Below are 14,275 nucleotides of genomic sequence, written 5' to 3'. Positions count from 1 at the left end.
ACTGACGAGATGTCGGGCGTGTGGGCGCCCTCACACGGGTGCCGTCCGGGGCCGCCGCTTCCCGGGGCGCGGGCCCATTTGTGCCAGGACCCCGGGGAGCGGCAGCATGGGAGACGTGAGTGTCGCACCAGTCGAGATCGAACGTCCCGAGTCGAGCGAAGCGCCGTTCCAGGTTCCCGAGCCGGACGTCCCGTGGGTGACTCTGGTGCACAACGACCCGGTCAACCTGATGAGCTACGTGACGTACGTCTTCCAGAGCTACTTCGGCTACTCCAAGAGCAAGGCCACCAAACTGATGAAGGACGTCCACTACAAAGGACGGGCCGTGGTCTCCAGCGGTACCCGCGAGGAGATGGAGCGCGACGTGCAGGCCATGCACGGCTACGGCCTGTGGGCGACCCTCTCGCAGGACCGCTGATGGCCCGCCGGCGTGCCCGCCTCGGCGTCTTCGAACCGGTCCGCGGCGGTGGTGCCTCCATCGCGCTCGACGAGGTCGAGATCTCCATCCTGCGCAGCCTGCTGGTCCAGCTGCTGGAGCTGATCGGCCCGGGCACCCAGAGCGCCGACGCCTCCGAGGACCCGCTCGCCGCGCTCTTCGCCGAGGGCCCCAGCAAGCCGCCGGAGGACCCGGCGCTGGCCCGGCTCTTCCCGGACGCCTACGAGCAGACCGAGGACGCCTCGGAGTTCCGCCGCTTCACCGAGAACGACCTGCGGACCCGTAAGCGCGACGACGCCCTGGCCATGATCCGCGGCCTGGACTCCGGCGGCCCGGTGCTCCGGATCACCCCCGACGAGTCCCGGCAGTGGCTGGGCGCCCTCAACGATCTGCGGCTGACGCTCGGCGCCCGGCTGGAGGTCACCGAGGACGCCGAGGATTCCCTCTACCGGCTGCCGGACGACGACGAACGCAAGCCGCTGGTCATGGCGTATCTGTGGCTCGGCGGGCTGCAGGAGTCGCTGGTCGAGACGCTGATGAAGTAGCCGCCCCGGCGTGCCGGGCGCCCGCCTCCGTGGTACGAATCCGCTTATGACGGACGTAACGGGCGGATCCCCTGCCCCCGAGGCAGCGGCGGCGGAGGAGGGCTACGCCCGCGGCCTGGGCAGCCGGCAGATCCAGATGATCGCCATCGGCGGCGCCATCGGCACCGGCCTCTTCCTCGGCGCCGGCCGCGCCATCCACCAGGCGGGCCCCAGTCTGATCCTGATGTACGCGATCGCCGGCGCGGTGATCTTCGTCATCATGCGGGCGCTGGGCGAACTGCTCACCTACCGCCCGGTCTCCGGGTCCTTCGCCGACTACGCCCGCGAGTTCCTCGGCCCGTTCGCCGGTTACGCGACCGGCTGGACGTACTGGCTGATGTGGGTGGTCACCGGCATGGCCGAGGTGACCGCGGCGGCCACCTACCTGGCCTACTGGTGGCCGGCGGTCCCGCAGTGGCTGGCGGCGCTGGGCTTTCTGGCCGTGCTCTTCCTGGCCAACCTGATCTCGGTGAAGCTCTTCGGCGAGGTCGAGTTCTGGCTGTCGATGATCAAGGTGACCGCGATCCTCGGCATGATCCTGATCGGCGTCGGCGTCCTCACCCTCGGGGTCTCGGCGGCCGGCGACACCGCGACGGTCACCCATCTGTGGCGCGACGGCGGGGTGTTCCCCAACGGCGTGGGCCGCTCGCTGCTGACCCTGCAGATCGTGATGTTCGCCTATGTGGCCGTCGAACTGGTCGGCGTCACCGCCGGCGAGGCGCAGAACCCCCGCGAGACGCTGCCCAAGGCCATCAACACCCTGCCGTGGCGGATCGTGCTCTTCTACGTCGGCGCGCTCGCGGTCATTCTCTGCGTGGTGTCGTGGACCGAATTCCAGCCGGGCGTCAGCCCGTTCGTGGCCGCCTTCGCCAAGATCGGCATCCCGTTCGGGGCCGGCATCGTCAACTTCGTGGTGCTCTCGGCGGCCCTGTCCTCCTGCAACTCCGGGATGTACTCCACCGGCCGGATGCTCCGCGACCTGGCCGCCAACGGGCAGGGCCCGCAGGTCTTCAACCGGCTCACCCAGCGCCGCACCCCGGCGCTGGGCACCGCCGTCTCGGTGCTCGTGATGAGCACCGGCGTCTGGCTCAACTACATCGACCCGGCAGGGGCGTTCACCTATATCACCGCCTTCGCCACGGTGGCCGGCGTGTGGACCTGGGGCGTCATCCTGCTCGCGCACATCCGCTACCGGGCCGCCGTACGGGCCGGCCGGGCCGCCCCCGCCTGGTTCGCCGCCCCCGGCGGGGCCGCCGCGAGCTGGTGCGCGCTGGCCTTCCTCGGCCTGGTCGTGGTGCTGATCGGCGCCGACTCCCAGGCCCGGATCTCGCTCTACGGGGCGCCGGTCTGGTGCGTGGCGCTCGCGGCCGGCTATCCGGTGCTCAAACGCCGCAACCCGGCCGCTTTCAGCCGCCGCCCGCACGTCGAACCGGTGCCGCAGCCGGCCTCCGACGCCGCCTCCCTCTGACCGGCGGGTCTTTGTTACTTTTCCGGCATGCTCACCATCACCCAGGACCTGTACGACGCGATCGTGGCCCATGCCCGCGCCGACCACCCCGACGAGGCGTGCGGGATCGTGGCGGGCCCGGAGGGCAGCGACCGCCCCGAGCGGTTCATCCCGATGCTGAACGCCGCCAGGTCGCCCACGTTCTACGAGTTCGACTCCACCGACCTGCTCAAGCTCTACCGGGACCTGGACGACCGGGACGAGGAGCCGGTGATCGTCTACCACTCGCACACCGCGACCGAGGCGTACCCCTCCAGGACCGACATCTCCTACGCCAACGAGCCCGGCGCCCACTACGTGCTGGTCTCCACCGCCGAGGAGTTCCAGTTCCGCTCGTTCCGCATCGTGGACGGAACAGTGACCGAAGAACCCGTGAACGTCGTGCCGTCCGCCGGCTGACATTCCGGATGGTGGGACGGCCGTCTCGGGCCGCGAAGGGGAATCGATACGATGACGTCATGGTTCTCTTCGACGTGAGCGGCGCAGGTGGTGGCGGGGGCGGCAGCGCGCCCGGCGCACTGCTCGTGGCGCGGCTGCACGTCGACCTGTGCCGCCGCACCGCGGCGGCCTGTCCGCGCGCCTGAACGTCCCCGTACCGCCGCAGCAGCCCGTCTTCGTACGTACTCACACAGGAGCGCCGTCATGGCCATCGAGGTCCGCATCCCGACCATCCTCCGCACCTACACCGACGGCCAGAAGGCCGTGGCGGGCGCCGGGAGCACGCTCGACGAGCTCTTCACCGACCTGGACAGCCGGCACGCGGGCCTGCGTGACCGCGTCGTCGACAACGGTGAGCTGCGCCGGTTCGTGAACGTCTACCTCAACGACGAGGACGTCCGCTTCCTGGACGGCATCGCCACCAAGGTCGCCGACGGCGACAGCGTAACGATTCTTCCGGCGGTGGCCGGAGGGGCCGGAGGCATGCGCTGATGCGCTACGAGTCCCCGCTCGCGGCCGTCGGCAACACCCCGCTGGTCCGGCTGCCGCGGCTGTCCCCCTCGGACGAGGTCAGCGTCTGGGCGAAGCTGGAGGACCGCAACCCCACCGGTTCGGTGAAGGACCGCCCGGCGCTGCACATGATCGAGAAGGCCGAGGCGGACGGGGTGCTCACCCCGGGCTGCACCATCCTGGAGCCCACGTCGGGCAACACCGGCATCTCCCTGGCGATGGCCGCACGGCTCAAGGGCTACCGCATCGTCTGCGTGATGCCGGAGAACACCTCGGCGGAGCGGCGGCAGCTGCTCGCCATGTGGGGCGCCGAGATCATCTCCTCGCCCGCGGCCGGCGGCTCCAACACCGCGGTCCGGGTCGCCAAGGAGCTCGCCGCCGAGCACCCCGACTGGGTGATGCTCTACCAGTACGGCAACCCGGCCAACCCCGGGGCGCACTACACCGGCACCGGTCCCGAGATCCTCGCGGACCTGCCCACCATCACCCACTTCGTGGCCGGCCTCGGCACCACCGGCACGCTGATGGGCGTCGGCCGCTACCTGCGCGAGAAGGTGCCCGGCGTCGCCATCGTGGCCGCCGAACCCCGCTACGACGACGTCGTCTACGGGCTGCGCAACCTCGACGAGGGCTTCGTCCCCGAGCTGTACGACGCGTCCGTCCTCACCACCCGCTTCTCGGTCGGCTCGGCCGACGCGGTCCGCCGCACCCGTGAACTCCTCCAGCAGGAGGGCATCTTCGCCGGTGTCTCGACCGGTGCCGCCCTGCACGCGGCCCTCGGCGTCGCCGAGAAGGCCCGCCGCGCCGGCGAGCGCGCCGACGTCGTCTTCGTCGTCGCGGACGGCGGCTGGAAGTACCTCTCCACCGGCATCTACACCGCGGAGTCCACCGAAGCCGCGGTGGAACAACTCCACGGCCAGCTCTGGGCGTAAGGGCGGACAGCCCCCCGGCGGCGGGACGGCGCGGGGCGGAGCGGGACGCCGCGGGCCAGGTGCGGGCGGGGTGGGGGCGGGGTGCGAGCGGGGTGCGAGCGGCCGAAAAAAGACCCCGCGTGGGGTTTGAATCCGCGCCGGCGCCATGGGGCAATCGAACACCGGCCCCGGGGCGTCAGCAGGACCCCCCGGACTGGTGATTCCGCCCACAACGGGGCGCCGTAACGGAGCATGCACAGCGCGCCGCGCTTACCCTTCGAAGAATAGGCGGGCCGTCCCGCCACCCCCCACCCGAGCCGGTCTGGGGCGATGCGGCGCGCCTACGGAGGTGTTTCCCGAAATGTTGCTCACCGTCGTCGGCTGCTCGGGCTCGTTCCCATCCGCGGAATCTGCCTGCTCGAGCTACCTCGTCGAGGCCGACGGCTTCCGGCTGCTGGTCGACATGGGCAATGGCGCCCTTGGCGAACTGCAGCGCCACTGCGGGCTCTACGACCTCGACGCGGTCCTGCTCAGCCATCTGCACGCCGACCACTGCATCGACATGTGCGGCTACTTCGTGGCCCGCTACTACCGGCACGACGGCGGCCCCGCCTCGGCCATTCCGGTCTACGGCCCGGCCGGCACCGAGCGGCGGCTGAACATCGCGTACGGCGACGTGCCGGACGAGAAGTGCATGAGCGAGGTCTTCGACTTCCGCACGCTGGAGCCGGGCACCTTCACGGTGGGACCGTTCACCATCAGCACGGACCTGGTCAGCCACCCGGTGGAGGCGTACGGCTTCCGGATCGAGCACGACGGCAGCACGCTGGCGTACTCCGGCGACACCGGGCCGTGCGACGCCCTGCAGGGGCTTGCCGAGGGGGCGGATCTCTTCTTGTGCGAGGCGTCCTTCACGCACGGCAAGGAGGACATCCCCGAACTCCACCTCAACGGCCGCGAGGCCGGCCAGGCGGCGACCCGGGCGGGTGCCTCCCGGCTGGTGCTCACCCACATCCCGCCGTGGACCAACCCGGCGGTCAACCTCCGTGACGCGCAGGCGGCGTTCGAGGGGCCGGTGGAGCTGGCGAAGGCGGGCGCGGTCTACGAGCTCTAGGCCGTCCTGATCCGTGGCCGCGGCAGGGCCGGGACCGGGGTGCCGGTCCCGGCCCCGCGCGCGTGGTCCGACCAAGTGAAGTCGGATGAACACTGAGTTAACGTGACAGAACGGACCCGCCGGTGGGTCAGGGAAACGGAGACTCAGATGGCCACCAAGGCTGAGAAGATCGTCGCCGGGCTCGGCGGACTCGACAACATCGACGACGTCGAGGGCTGCATCACCCGCCTCCGTACCGAGGTCAAGGACCCCGGCCTGGTCGACGAGGCCGCCCTGAAGGCCGCCGGCGCGCACGGCGTGGTCAAGATGGGCTCGGCGGTCCAGGTGGTCATCGGCACCGACGCCGACCCCATCGCCGCGGACATCGAATCCATGCTCTAGCCCCCCGTGAACGGGGGGTGAAACCGGGGCACCGTCACCCGGATAGGCTCTGGCGCATGTCACGATTCGACGGCCGCACCCCCGACCAGCTCCGCCCCGTCACGATCGAGCGGGGGTGGAGCAAGCACGCCGAAGGGTCCGTCCTGGTGTCCTTCGGGGACACCCGGGTGCTGTGCACCGCGAGCGCCACGCAGGGCGTGCCGCGCTGGCGCAAGGGCAGCGGGGAGGGGTGGGTGACCGCCGAGTACTCGATGCTGCCGCGCGCCACCAACACCCGCGGCGACCGCGAGTCGGTCCGCGGCAAGATCGGCGGCCGCACCCATGAGATCTCCCGGCTGATCGGCCGCTCGCTGCGCGCCGTCATCGACTACAAGGCACTCGGCGAGAACACCGTCGTGCTGGACTGCGACGTCCTGCAGGCCGACGGCGGCACCCGTACCGCCGCGATCACCGGTGCGTACGTCGCCCTGGTGGACGCGGTCGCGTACATGCAGGCCAACCACTTCTTCAAGGCGAAGGCGCAGCCGGTCACCGGCAGCGTCGCGGCGGTCAGCGTCGGCATCGTCGGGGGGGTCCCGCTGCTCGACCTCGCCTATGAGGAGGACGTGCAGGCCGGGACCGACATGAACGTGGTCTGCACCGGCGACGGCCGTTTCGTCGAGGTCCAGGGCACCGCGGAAGGCACCCCCTTCGACCGCGCGGAACTCGACACCCTGCTCGACCTCGCGCTGGCCGGCTGTACGGACCTGGCCGCCGCCCAGCGCGCCGCCCTCGCGGACCTCACCGGCTGACCCCCGCCCCCTGACCGGCACGCCCCCTGACCGGCGGGCCCGGCCCGCACGGCCGGCGGCCCCGGCGGCCGGGGATAATCCCGGTATGACCCGCCGCCTCGTACTCGCCACCCGCAACGCCCACAAGGTCACCGAACTCCGGGCGATCCTCACCGGGACCGGGCTCGACGTCGACCTCGTCGGCGCCGACGCCTACCCCGAGGTCCCCGACGTCAAGGAGACCGGCGTCACCTTCGCCGAGAACGCGCTGCTCAAGGCGCGGGCGCTGGCCGACGCCACCGGGCTGCCGGCCGTCGCGGACGACTCCGGGCTCTGCGTGGACGTCCTCGGCGGCGCTCCGGGCATCTTCTCCGCGCGCTGGGCCGGCCGGCACGGCGACGACGCCGCCAACCTGGCGCTGCTGCTGGCCCAGCTCGGCGACATCGAGGCCCCCAACCGGGGCGCCCACTTCGCGTGCGCGGCGGCCTTCGCGCTGCCCGGCGGTCCGGAGCGGGTGGCCGAGGGCCGGCTCCGCGGCACCCTGCGGCACTCGCCGGTGGGCACCAACGGCTTCGGCTACGACCCGATCCTGCAGCCCGAGGGCGACACCCGGACCTGCGCCGAGCTGACCCCGGCGGAGAAGAACGCCATCAGCCACCGTGGCAAGGCCTTCCGCGCGCTGGCCGAGCAGCTCCCCGAACTCCTGGGCTGACCCGCCCTCAAGCCGGCGCCCGACGGACAACGGCCCGCCCCCACACCACCGTTGGGGACGGGCCGGTCACGCGTGCGGCCGGTGGGACTCGAACCCACACGGGGTTTCCCCCACTGGGACCTAAACCCAGCTCGGCTGCCAGTTACGACACGGCCGCGCGGCACATCACCATGCTAGCGACCCGGCCGCCCGCGGGGGAGCCGGTCAGCCGGCCGCCGGCACGTTCAGGTCACGGATGAGCTTGGCCACGTGGCCGGTCGCCTTGACGTTGTAGAAGGCCTGCTCGACCTTGCCGTCCTCGTCCACGACGAAGGTGGAACGGATCACACCCGTCACGGTCTTGCCGTACATCGTCTTTTCGCCGAACGCGCCGTACGCGGTGAGCACCGACTTGTCCGGGTCAGCCGCGAGGGTGACCTTCAAGGACTCCTGCTCGCGGAACTTCGCCAGCTTCTCCGGCTTGTCCGGTGAGACGCCGATCACGTCGTAGCCGGCCGCGGCCAGCACATCGAGGTTGTCGGTGAAATCACAGGCCTGCTTGGTGCAGCCCGGGGTAAGCGCGGCTGAGTAGAAGTAGACGATGACCTTGCGTCCGCGGTGGTCGGCCAGCGAGACGGGCTTGCCGTCGGCGTCCGGAAGGGTGAAGGCCGGCGCGGTGTCACCGGGGACGAGACGCTCGGACATGGTGGATGGCTCCTCTGGCGTACGGGGTGCCGACGAGGCGCGTGCCCCGTCGTACTGACAGACTGTCCGAACGCTAACTGATTCGTGAGGGAGGCAGTGCGTGTCGGAGGTTGCCAGGACGCCCGCTCAGATCGAGGCGGAGATCGCCCGCCGCCGCCAGGATCTCGCGGCGACGCTCGACGAGCTCGCGGTACGGGTGCACCCCGTGACGATCGCCCGGGACACCAAGGCCAAGGCGGTCTCCGCGCTGGACCGCACCGTCGGCCAGGCGTACGTCGCGGCGAACCGCGCACTGACCCGGGTCCGCTCGGAGTTCGTCACCGAGGACGGCTCGCCCCGCCCGGAGCGGATCGTGCCGGCCGCGGTCGCCGCGGTGGTGCTGGTCGGGGTGGTGGCCGGTCTCTCGGCCCGGCGGCGCCGCCGGTAACGTCTGCGCTGTGAGTTCGAACAGTGAGCACGACAAGCTGCCCATCCGCATGCTGCACGACCGGGTTCTGGTGCGGCAGGACAGCGGAGAGGGCGAGCGGCGCAGCGGCGGCGGCATCCTGATCCCGGCGACCGCCGCCGTCGGCAAGCGCCTGGCCTGGGCGGAGGTCGTCGCGGTCGGCCAGAACGTACGGACCGTCGAGGTCGGCGACCGGGTCCTCTACGACCCGGAGGACCGGGCCGAGGTCGAGGTGCAGGGCGTCGCGTACGTCCTGATGCGCGAGCGCGACCTGCACGCGGTGGCCGCCGAACGGCTCCAGGACACCGACGACTCCACCGGGCTCTACCTCTGACCCGATAACCGGCCCGCGGCCCCGGCCGCCGCTCCGCAGGCCCGGCCGGCCCGGTGCGCGGGTCCGGTCAGCCGTCCCGCGGGAGGACGACGCCCTCGTCCGGCGCGACCCCCGGGCCCGTCCCGCCGCCGTCGCCGCTGCCTCCCCCGCCGCCGTTCCCGCCTCCGCCGTCCTCCGTGCCGCCCGTCAGCCCGCCGATCGGATTGAGCGTCCCGGTGTCGGACGGGGTCGGCTCGGTCGGCGCGGTGGTGGGCGGCTGCGTGGTCGGCGTCGGCGGGGTGGTCGGCGGCTCGCTGGTCCGCGGCGGCGTGGTCCCGGTCGGCGGCGCCGTGGTGTCCGGCGGCTCGGTGGTCTCGGTTTCGGTCGGCTCTGCGGAGTCCGACGGCCGCTGCGCGCCGCTCTCCAGCCGGAGGTCGAAGTCCGTCTGCGGCACCCCGCTCAGCGCGTCCGCGGTGTACTGGGCCCAGACGTTCCCGGGCGGGCCGCCGCCGTTCATCCGGCCGCCGCCGAGCGCGCCGCTCAGGGACTTCTGGGCGCCGGTGTCCGGGTCCATGCCGAGCACCGCGACCACGGTGGCCAGCTTCGGCGTGTAGCCGGCGAACCAGGCTGCCTTGTCGTCCTCCGCGGTACCGGTCTTCGCGGCCGACGGCCAGCCGGAGTTCTGCGCCGCGACGGCGGTGGCGCCGGGGCTGTTCACCACGCTCTCCAGCACCGAGGTGGTGGTGTCCGCCGCGGTCCTCGGCACCGACTGGACCGGGTCACGGGACGGCAGCTTGATCGCGTCCCCGTCCTTGCTGACCTTGACCACCAGCGAGTACGGGATGGTCCGCCCGTGGTTGGCCAGCGTCGCGTAGACCTGCGCCATGTCCAGCGGGCTGGCGCCGAACGCGCCCAGCGCCATGGCCGGCGTCCTGGGGATCTTCACGCTGCCCGGCATCCCCAGGTCGTGCGCGGTGCCGATCACCTTGGAGGTGCCGACGTCCTGTGCCATCTGCGCGAAGACCGCGTTCACCGACTTGTCCATCGCCTTGGTGACCGTGATGTCCCCGTAGTCCACATCGTCCTCGTTGCCCGGCCGGTAGCCGGTCGGGCCGTCCGGGCCGATCACCTCGCGCTTGTTGGACCCGTCGTAGACGGTGTTCGGCGTGATCGTCTCGCCGTCCTGGGTCTGCGAGCCGTTCTGCACCGCCGAGGCGAAGAGCACCGGCTTGAAGGTGGAGCCGGGCTGATAGGTCTCGTTGGTGGCGCTGCTGACGTACTGCTTGGTGTAGTCGACGCCGCCGTAGAGGGCGACGACATCGCCGGTCGCGGGATCGATGGAGACCCCGCCGGCCCGGACGTACTTGTCCGCCCTGCTCGTGCCGCGCTTGTCGTAGACGTTGTCCTGCGCGGCCTCGACGAAGGCGTCCTCCTTCGGCTTCTGGATGGTGGTGACGATCCGGTAGCCGCCGGCCGCCAGCTGGGCGCTGTCGACGATGTGGTTGTCGGTCAGATAGCGGTTGACCGCCTCGATGATGTAACCGCGCTGGCCGGCCTTGCTGGCGATCGGCTTGGGCTTGCCGATCTTCGGGAAGGCGGTGGCGGCGCGCTCACCCTGGGTGAGCCAGCCCTCCTTGACCATGCCGTCCAGTACGTAGTTCCAGCGGGCCTTCGCGGCGGGCGCGTTCTCCGGGTGGGCGGCCAGGTCGTACTCGCTGGGCGCGTTGAGCAGCGTCGCCAGATACGCGCCCTCGGCGGTGGTGAGATCCGCGGCGTCCTTGTTGAAGTACGCCTGGGCCGCCGCCTGGATGCCGTACGCGTTCCGCCCGTAGTAGCTGGAGTTGAGGTAGCCCTCCAGGATCTGGTCCTTGGACTCGTTGCGATCGAGCTTGATCGCGATGAAGAACTCCTTGACCTTCCGCGTCGCGGTCTGGTTCTGGTTCAGGTAGTAGTTCTTCACGTACTGCTGGGTGATGGTCGACCCGGACTGCCGGCCCTTGCCGGTGAGGGTGTTCCAGGCGGCGCGGATCATCGCCTTCGGGCTGACCGCCGACTCGTGGTAGAAGTTCCGGTCCTCGGCGGAGAGCACCGCGTACCTGGCGGTCCTGGACACCTCGCTGAGCGGCACGTTCTGCCGGTTGACCGCGCCGTCGCGGGAGAGCTCGGTCGTGCCGTCGGCGTAGAGGTAGACGTTGTTCTGCGCCACCGCCGCCGCGTTCGGGTCCGGCACGGAGACCAGCGCGTAGCCGGTGAAGAAGGCGCCGAGCAGCAGCACGGCCACGGTCAGCACCACGGTGGCGGTGGTCTTGAAGGAGGGGAGGACCCGCAGCAGACCGGTCCGGCGCGGGCGCCCCTGGCGGTCGGTCGCCGCCGGCCGGGGGCCCCAGCCCTGCTGCGCACGGACGCTCGGCACATCACTCATGTCTAGTGGGACTCCTCCGCCGCCGCCGAGGTTGGTCTGCGGCGGAACATGATGGACCAATCGTTACGTACGCTCCCGTACACCCATGAAGACTCCACTCCACACTGTCGCATCATCGGCCCGGACGGATCAGCGGCGCGCATCCGTGACAGGGCTGTGACAGGCCGTACGGCGGAACCGGCGCACTCGAACGGGCGAAATCCATTGGTGGGACGGGCGCGGTCGGCGCTACTGTCGGCGGCTTGTGTGCCGGACGGTGGTCCCGCGACGGGTTGCAGGAGGTGGCGGGATGGGCGGGTTCTACGCCGCGGTCGTGGTCCGCGGCTTCCGGCGGTACGCGACCTACCGGACGGCGACCGCGGCGGGCGTCTTCACCAACACCGTCTTCGGCCTGATCATCTCCTACAGCTACATCGCGCTGTGGGACCAGCGCCCGCACCTCGGCGGTTACAGCGAGGCGCAGGCGCTGAGCTATGTCTGGATCAGCCAGGCGCTGCTGATGACGATGGCGCTGATGGGCGGCGGCGGCGAGGCCGAGCTGGTGGAGCGGATCAGGTCGGGTGACATCGCGGTGGACCTCTACCGGCCCGCCGACCTGCAGACCTGGTGGCTGGCGGCGGACCTCGGCCGGGCCGCCTTCCATCTGCTCGGCCGCGGTGTCGTGCCGCTGACCGCGGGCGCGCTGCTCTTCGACCTGGCGCTGCCCGCCGCCCCGCTGACCTGGCTGCTGTTCCTGGCGTCGGTCGCGCTGGGCGCGGTGGTGAGCTTCGCGGTGCGCTTCCTGCTGGCGCTCAGCGCCTTCTGGCTGCTGGACGGGACGGGGGTCTCCCAGATGGCGATGCTCTCCGGGCTCTTCTTCTCCGGGATGCTGCTGCCGCTGACCGTCTTCCCCGGCTTCCTGGGCGAGGTGGCGCGGGCGCTGCCCTGGGCGGCGATGCTCCAGGTGCCGGCCGACATCCTGCTCGGGCGGCACCGGGGGAGCGGGGCGGCGCTCGCGCTGGCGTTCCAGGCCGGCTGGGCGGTGCTGCTGCTGGCCGCCGGGCGGGCGCTGCAGGCGGTCGCGACCCGGCGGGTGGTGGTGCAGGGTGGCTGAGTCCGCGGGCCGCACCGCCGCCCCGGCGGCGCCGGCCGCCCACTACGCCCCGTCCGGCGCCGCCCCCGACGGGCCCTGGCGGCGCACCACCGAGTCGGTCCGCGCCTACCGGCTGATCGTCGCCATGTGGGTGCGCTCCACCCTGGCGTACCGGGTGTCCTTCCTGCTCACCACGGTCGGCAACCTCGCCGCCACCGGCCTGGACTTCATCACGATCCTGCTGATGTTCTCGCACATCACCGTGCTCGGCGGCTTCACCCTCCCCGAGGTGGCCTTCCTCTACGGCACCTGCAGCACCTCCTTCGGCCTCGCCGATCTGGTGATGGGCTCCATGGACCGGCTCGGGCAGCGGGTGCGCGACGGCACACTGGACACCCTGCTGCTGCGGCCGGTGCCGGTGCTGGCCCAGGTCGCCGCCGACCGGTTCGCGCTGCGCCGCCTCGGCCGGATCATCCAGGGGCTCGGCGTGCTGGGCTGGTCGCTGGCCCGGGTGGACGTGCACTGGACGGTGGGCAGCGTGGCGCTGCTGCCGCTGATGCTGCTGAGCGGCGCGGCCCTCTTCAGCGCGGTCTTCGTGGCCGGCGGCGCCTTCCAGTTCGTCGCCGGCGACGCGGCCGAGGTGCAGAACTCCGTGACGTACGGCGGCGCCACGATGCTGCAGTACCCGCCGGCCGTCTTCGCCCGCGACCTGGTGCGCGGGGTGACCTTCGTGGTGCCGCTCGCCTTCGTCAACTGGCTGCCGGCGCTGCACATCCTGGGCGAACCCGACCCGCTCGGCCTGCCCGGCTGGCTGGACTTCGCCTCGCCCGCGGTCGCGCTGGTCTGCTGCGCTCTGGCCGGCCTGGCGTGGCGGGCCGGCCTTCGTTCGTACCGCAGTACAGGGAGTTGAGTGTGCGATGAACGACGGACCGGTATCCGTACCCCCACCGCGGTCCGGCCGCGGGCCGCAGGAGCCGGTGATCGAACTCGACGGTGTGCAGAAGGTGTTCGACGTCCGCCGCAAGGCCGGCCGGCTGCGCCGCGAACGGCACCAGGTGCGCGCCGTCGACGGCATCTCCTTCAGCGTGCCGCGCGGTGAGATCGTCGGCTACATCGGCCCGAACGGCGCGGGCAAGTCCACCACCATCAAGATGCTCACCGGCATCCTCAGCCCCAGCGCCGGCCGGATCCGGGTCTGCGGCATCGACCCCACCCGCGAACGCGCCCGCCTGGCCCGCCGGATCGGGGTCGTCTTCGGCCAGCGCACCACGTTGTGGTGGGATTTGCCGCTGCGCGACTCGTACGAGCTGGTGCGCCGCATGTACCGGATCGCGGACGCGCGGTACACCGCGAATCTGGCCGCCTGCGTCGAACTCCTCGACCTCGGGCCCCTGCTGGACGTGCCGGTACGCCAGCTCTCGCTCGGCCAGCGGATGCGCGGGGACATCGCGGCGGCGCTGCTGCACGACCCCGAGGTGCTGTACCTGGACGAGCCCACCATCGGTCTCGACGTGGTCAGCAAGGCCCGGGTGCGGGACTTCCTGCGCGACTTCAACGCCGACCACGGCACCACGATCCTGCTCACCACCCACGACCTCACCGACATCGAGACCCTCTGCCGCCGGGTGATGGTGATCGACCACGGCCGGGTGATGTACGACGGCGACCTCGGCGGGCTGCACGCGGTCGGCGACAGCGAACGCACCCTGGTGGTGGACTTCGCGTACGAACTGCCGCCGGTCGACGTCCCGGGCGCCCGCTGCGTCCGTGTCGAGGGCCCCCGCCAGTGGCTCGCCTTCCCGGCGGCGGCCAGCGCGGCCCCCCTGGTCGCGGCGGTCGCCGCCGGCCACCCGCTGGTGGACCTCTCGGTACGGGAACCCGCGATCGAGGACGTGATCGCCCGAATGTACGGCGGCACCAGCTGACCGCGCGCCGCCCGGGTCCGGCCGGCACGGCACGTGGCCACGGGTGAGTCG

General features: G+C 71.6%; 18 protein-coding genes and 1 tRNA gene. 16 read left to right on the top strand and 3 right to left on the bottom strand.

The features are described 5' to 3' along the window. Window positions 1–106 precede the first annotated feature (106 nt). The 11 genes from clpS to rdgB all read left to right on the top strand — a co-directional run bounded on the left by clpS (window position 107) and on the right by rdgB (window position 7,363). Entirely contained in the window at window positions 107–418 is a 312-nt protein-coding gene (clpS, locus tag OG552_RS12870) for an ATP-dependent Clp protease adapter ClpS (RefSeq protein WP_329132372.1), read from the top strand. Further along, on the top strand, window positions 418–981 hold the full coding sequence (locus OG552_RS12865) for a DUF2017 domain-containing protein (protein ID WP_329132370.1): 564 nt from the start codon (window positions 418–420) through the stop codon (window positions 979–981). Before clpS ends, OG552_RS12865 begins: the two co-directional genes overlap by 1 nt. Window positions 982–1,027: 46 nt before the next feature. Next, window positions 1,028–2,488, top strand: a complete 1,461-nt coding sequence (locus OG552_RS12860; RefSeq protein WP_329132368.1) for an amino acid permease — start codon at window positions 1,028–1,030, stop codon at window positions 2,486–2,488. A 27-nt stretch (window positions 2,489–2,515) separates the two neighbouring features. After that, entirely contained in the window at window positions 2,516–2,926 is a 411-nt protein-coding gene (locus OG552_RS12855; RefSeq protein WP_329132366.1) for a M67 family metallopeptidase, read from the top strand. Between the two features lie 59 nt (window positions 2,927–2,985). Then, entirely contained in the window at window positions 2,986–3,111 is a 126-nt protein-coding gene (locus tag OG552_RS12850) for a hypothetical protein (RefSeq protein WP_329132365.1), read from the top strand. A 58-nt stretch (window positions 3,112–3,169) separates the two neighbouring features. Continuing rightward, window positions 3,170–3,457, top strand: coding sequence for a MoaD/ThiS family protein (locus OG552_RS12845; RefSeq protein ID WP_329132362.1), 288 nt, complete (start codon window positions 3,170–3,172; stop codon window positions 3,455–3,457). Then, on the top strand, window positions 3,457–4,407 hold the full coding sequence (locus tag OG552_RS12840; protein WP_329132360.1) for a PLP-dependent cysteine synthase family protein: 951 nt from the start codon (window positions 3,457–3,459) through the stop codon (window positions 4,405–4,407). The genes OG552_RS12845 and OG552_RS12840 overlap by 1 nt, the downstream gene beginning before the upstream one ends. Before the next feature lie 340 nt (window positions 4,408–4,747). Then, a complete protein-coding gene (locus OG552_RS12835; RefSeq protein ID WP_329132357.1) occupies window positions 4,748–5,500 on the top strand; it encodes an MBL fold metallo-hydrolase in 753 nt (250 codons plus the stop codon). Window positions 5,501–5,647: 147 nt separating this feature from the next. Beyond that, window positions 5,648–5,881 (top strand): PTS glucose/sucrose transporter subunit IIB, encoded by a 234-nt coding sequence (locus OG552_RS12830; protein WP_329132355.1) that lies wholly within the window; start codon window positions 5,648–5,650, stop codon window positions 5,879–5,881. Window positions 5,882–5,937: 56 nt separating this feature from the next. Continuing rightward, window positions 5,938–6,672, top strand: coding sequence for a ribonuclease PH (gene rph / locus OG552_RS12825; protein WP_329132353.1), 735 nt, complete (start codon window positions 5,938–5,940; stop codon window positions 6,670–6,672). An 85-nt stretch (window positions 6,673–6,757) separates the two neighbouring features. After that, window positions 6,758–7,363 (top strand): RdgB/HAM1 family non-canonical purine NTP pyrophosphatase, encoded by a 606-nt coding sequence (gene rdgB / locus OG552_RS12820; protein WP_329132351.1) that lies wholly within the window; start codon window positions 6,758–6,760, stop codon window positions 7,361–7,363. Window positions 7,364–7,436: 73 nt separating this feature from the next. Here rdgB and OG552_RS12815 read toward each other — a convergent pair. Both OG552_RS12815 and bcp read right to left on the bottom strand, forming a co-directional pair. Beyond that, a tRNA-Leu gene (locus OG552_RS12815) sits at window positions 7,437–7,520 on the bottom strand. 47 nt (window positions 7,521–7,567) lie between these two features. Beyond that, a complete protein-coding gene (gene bcp / locus OG552_RS12810; RefSeq protein WP_329132349.1) occupies window positions 7,568–8,047 on the bottom strand; it encodes a thioredoxin-dependent thiol peroxidase in 480 nt (159 codons plus the stop codon). 100 nt (window positions 8,048–8,147) lie between these two features. On the opposite strand from bcp, the gene OG552_RS12805 reads away from it, so the two are divergent. Together OG552_RS12805 and OG552_RS12800 are read left to right on the top strand one after the other, a co-directional pair. Next, on the top strand, window positions 8,148–8,474 hold the full coding sequence (locus OG552_RS12805) for a DUF3618 domain-containing protein (protein ID WP_329132348.1): 327 nt from the start codon (window positions 8,148–8,150) through the stop codon (window positions 8,472–8,474). 49 nt (window positions 8,475–8,523) lie between these two features. Next, window positions 8,524–8,826: a GroES family chaperonin gene (locus OG552_RS12800; RefSeq protein ID WP_329140780.1), complete on the top strand. Its 303-nt coding sequence runs from the start codon at window positions 8,524–8,526 to the stop codon at window positions 8,824–8,826. 67 nt (window positions 8,827–8,893) lie between these two features. Here the strand turns inward: OG552_RS12800 and OG552_RS12795 are convergent, their stop codons facing one another. Then, window positions 8,894–11,227 carry a transglycosylase domain-containing protein gene (locus tag OG552_RS12795; RefSeq protein WP_329132346.1) on the bottom strand — a complete coding sequence of 778 codons (2,334 nt, stop codon included), beginning with the start codon at window positions 11,225–11,227 and terminating at the stop codon, window positions 8,894–8,896. Window positions 11,228–11,516: 289 nt separating this feature from the next. On the opposite strand from OG552_RS12795, the gene OG552_RS12790 reads away from it, so the two are divergent. The 3 genes from OG552_RS12790 (at window position 11,517) to OG552_RS12780 (ending at window position 14,224) form a co-directional block, all read left to right on the top strand. After that, the gene (locus OG552_RS12790; protein WP_329132344.1) at window positions 11,517–12,320 is read left to right on the top strand and encodes an ABC transporter permease; all 804 of its coding nucleotides are present in this window, start codon (window positions 11,517–11,519) and stop codon (window positions 12,318–12,320) included. A 124-nt stretch (window positions 12,321–12,444) separates the two neighbouring features. Beyond that, complete coding sequence (locus OG552_RS12785) at window positions 12,445–13,209, top strand: ABC transporter permease (RefSeq protein WP_329140778.1); 765 nt, start codon at window positions 12,445–12,447, stop codon at window positions 13,207–13,209. Between the two features lie 7 nt (window positions 13,210–13,216). Continuing rightward, window positions 13,217–14,224 carry an ABC transporter ATP-binding protein gene (locus OG552_RS12780; RefSeq protein ID WP_329132342.1) on the top strand — a complete coding sequence of 336 codons (1,008 nt, stop codon included), beginning with the start codon at window positions 13,217–13,219 and terminating at the stop codon, window positions 14,222–14,224. The last annotated feature ends 51 nt before the right edge of the window (window positions 14,225–14,275 follow it).

It is taken from the genome of Streptomyces sp. NBC_01476 (assembly GCF_036227265.1).
GTDB lineage: Bacteria > Actinomycetota > Actinomycetes > Streptomycetales > Streptomycetaceae > Actinacidiphila.
Note: the sequence above shows the minus strand (reverse complement) of the source record. Positions and strands in the feature narration are given on the sequence as shown.

Coding starts and splice junctions, on each gene's coding strand:
- clpS (WP_329132372.1), top strand. CDS start 107: ATGGGAGACGTGAGTGTCGCACCAGTCGAGATCGAACGTCCCGAGTCG.
- OG552_RS12865 (WP_329132370.1), top strand. CDS start 418: ATGGCCCGCCGGCGTGCCCGCCTCGGCGTCTTCGAACCGGTCCGCGGC.
- OG552_RS12860 (WP_329132368.1), top strand. CDS start 1,028: ATGACGGACGTAACGGGCGGATCCCCTGCCCCCGAGGCAGCGGCGGCG.
- OG552_RS12855 (WP_329132366.1), top strand. CDS start 2,516: ATGCTCACCATCACCCAGGACCTGTACGACGCGATCGTGGCCCATGCC.
- OG552_RS12850 (WP_329132365.1), top strand. CDS start 2,986: ATGGTTCTCTTCGACGTGAGCGGCGCAGGTGGTGGCGGGGGCGGCAGC.
- OG552_RS12845 (WP_329132362.1), top strand. CDS start 3,170: ATGGCCATCGAGGTCCGCATCCCGACCATCCTCCGCACCTACACCGAC.
- OG552_RS12840 (WP_329132360.1), top strand. CDS start 3,457: ATGCGCTACGAGTCCCCGCTCGCGGCCGTCGGCAACACCCCGCTGGTC.
- OG552_RS12835 (WP_329132357.1), top strand. CDS start 4,748: ATGTTGCTCACCGTCGTCGGCTGCTCGGGCTCGTTCCCATCCGCGGAA.
- OG552_RS12830 (WP_329132355.1), top strand. CDS start 5,648: ATGGCCACCAAGGCTGAGAAGATCGTCGCCGGGCTCGGCGGACTCGAC.
- rph (WP_329132353.1), top strand. CDS start 5,938: ATGTCACGATTCGACGGCCGCACCCCCGACCAGCTCCGCCCCGTCACG.
- rdgB (WP_329132351.1), top strand. CDS start 6,758: ATGACCCGCCGCCTCGTACTCGCCACCCGCAACGCCCACAAGGTCACC.
- bcp (WP_329132349.1), bottom strand. CDS start 8,047: ATGTCCGAGCGTCTCGTCCCCGGTGACACCGCGCCGGCCTTCACCCTT.
- OG552_RS12800 (WP_329140780.1), top strand. CDS start 8,524: ATGCTGCACGACCGGGTTCTGGTGCGGCAGGACAGCGGAGAGGGCGAG.
- OG552_RS12795 (WP_329132346.1), bottom strand. CDS start 11,227: ATGAGTGATGTGCCGAGCGTCCGTGCGCAGCAGGGCTGGGGCCCCCGG.
- OG552_RS12790 (WP_329132344.1), top strand. CDS start 11,517: ATGGGCGGGTTCTACGCCGCGGTCGTGGTCCGCGGCTTCCGGCGGTAC.
- OG552_RS12785 (WP_329140778.1), top strand. CDS start 12,445: ATGTGGGTGCGCTCCACCCTGGCGTACCGGGTGTCCTTCCTGCTCACC.
- OG552_RS12780 (WP_329132342.1), top strand. CDS start 13,217: ATGAACGACGGACCGGTATCCGTACCCCCACCGCGGTCCGGCCGCGGG.